Here is a 437-nt window from a genome sequence, read left to right on the forward strand (position 1 = left end):
TGGGGTGAAGTCGTAACAAGGTAGCCGTATCGGAAGGTGCGGCTGGATCACCTCCTTTCTATGGAGAATTGATGAACGCTGTTCATCAATATAAGTTTCCGTGTTTCGTTTTGTTCAGTTTTGAGAGAACTATCTCTCATATATAAATGTATGTTCTTTGAAAACTAGATAACAGTGTAGCTCATATTTTTTTAATTTTAGTTTGGTTAAGTTAGAAAGGGCGCACGGTGGATGCCTTGACACTAGGAGTCGATGAAGGACGGGACTAACGCCGATATGCTTCGGGGAGCTGTAAGTAAGCTTTGATCCGAAGATTTCCGAATGGGGAAACCCACCATACGTAATGGTATGGTATCCTTGCCTGAATACATAGGGTAAGGAAGACAGACCCAGGGAACTGAAACATCTAAGTACCTGGAGGAAGAGAAAGCAAATGC

At 42.8% G+C, this 437-nt stretch carries 2 rRNA genes; both read left to right on the forward strand.

The annotated features are described in order from the left end of the window. Positions 1-58, forward strand: a 16S ribosomal RNA gene (locus JDS99_RS31015); the annotation flags it as partial. Between the two features lie 146 nt (positions 59-204). Beyond that, a 23S ribosomal RNA gene (locus JDS99_RS31020) occupies positions 205-437 on the forward strand; the annotation flags it as partial.

This window comes from Bacillus cereus group sp. N6 (genome assembly GCF_016483705.1).
In the GTDB taxonomy this organism is placed as follows: domain Bacteria; phylum Bacillota; class Bacilli; order Bacillales; family Bacillaceae_G; genus Bacillus_A; species Bacillus_A wiedmannii.